Source organism: Vibrio sp. YT-19(2023) (genome assembly GCF_033337395.1).
In genome coordinates this window covers 1-897 of record NZ_JAWOQN010000252.1, presented here as the reverse complement: position 1 = coordinate 897, position 897 = coordinate 1, and the positions used below count along the sequence as shown (strand labels likewise).

The 897-nt window shown below is 48.4% G+C and carries 2 protein-coding genes; both read left to right on the top strand.

All coding sequences use genetic code 11. The annotated features are described in order from the left end of the window. Window positions 1-391 (top strand): flagellar hook-basal body complex protein (locus R7E78_RS25230; RefSeq protein ID WP_318058485.1); only part of this gene is annotated, 391 nt, incomplete at its 5' end. Window positions 392-421: 30 nt separating this feature from the next. Continuing rightward, a partial coding sequence (locus tag R7E78_RS25225) for a flagellar basal body L-ring protein FlgH (protein ID WP_318058484.1) occupies window positions 422-897 on the top strand: 476 nt, incomplete at its 3' end.

The following is an 897-nucleotide window of genomic DNA, read 5'->3' as shown; positions in this document are numbered from 1 at the left end:
TGGTTATCCAGTAGAACCTGAAATTGTGATTCCAGAAGATGCGATTTCTATTACTGTCGGTACGGACGGTGCAGTATCTGTGCGCGTACGTGGTAAGCAAGATAACCAAGTCGTTGGCCAGTTGACTATTACAGACTTTGTTAACCCAGGAGGCCTAGAGCCAATCGGTCAGAACCTTTACTTGCCAACAGGCGCAAGTGGCGACCCGCAAGAAGGTGTTCCGGGTTTGGACGGTTTGGGTGAAATTCGCCAATCGATGCTAGAAGCCTCTAACGTAAACGTGACAGAAGAATTGGTCAACATGATAGAAGCTCAGCGCGTGTACGAAATGAACTCTAAAGTGATCTCGTCTGTCGATAAGATGATGAGCTTCGTTAACCAGCAGTTGTAACGGCGAAAGTTAGCCATTAAGGAGCTCATAATGAAACGTATCTGTTTACTTGCGCTGATCACAACCATGTCTGGCTGTGCGATGTTAGAACCCATCGAAACGGATGAAGTGACGCAAGCGACTACCGTTGTGGATGCGGTTGAAGGCGATAAGTCGAAAGACGAGAGTAGCGGCATCGTTGATACACTGCGTGGCAGAAATGATCCGGTTGCTGGTGATCCTGCGTGGGCTCCAATCCATCCAAAACAAAAGCCTGAGCATTATGCTGCGGCGACGGGTTCTCTGTTTAGCCCAGAGCACATTACCGATTTGTATGATGATTCTAAACCTCGCGGCATTGGCGACATCATCACAGTCACGTTAGATGAAACCACCAGTGCGACGAAGAGCGCTAACGCGGACTTGTCGAAAACCAACGAAGCGCAAATGGATCCGTTACAAGTGGGCGGTGAAGAGCTGAAAGTAGGCGGCAAGTACAACTTCTCTTATGACTTAAACAACACCAA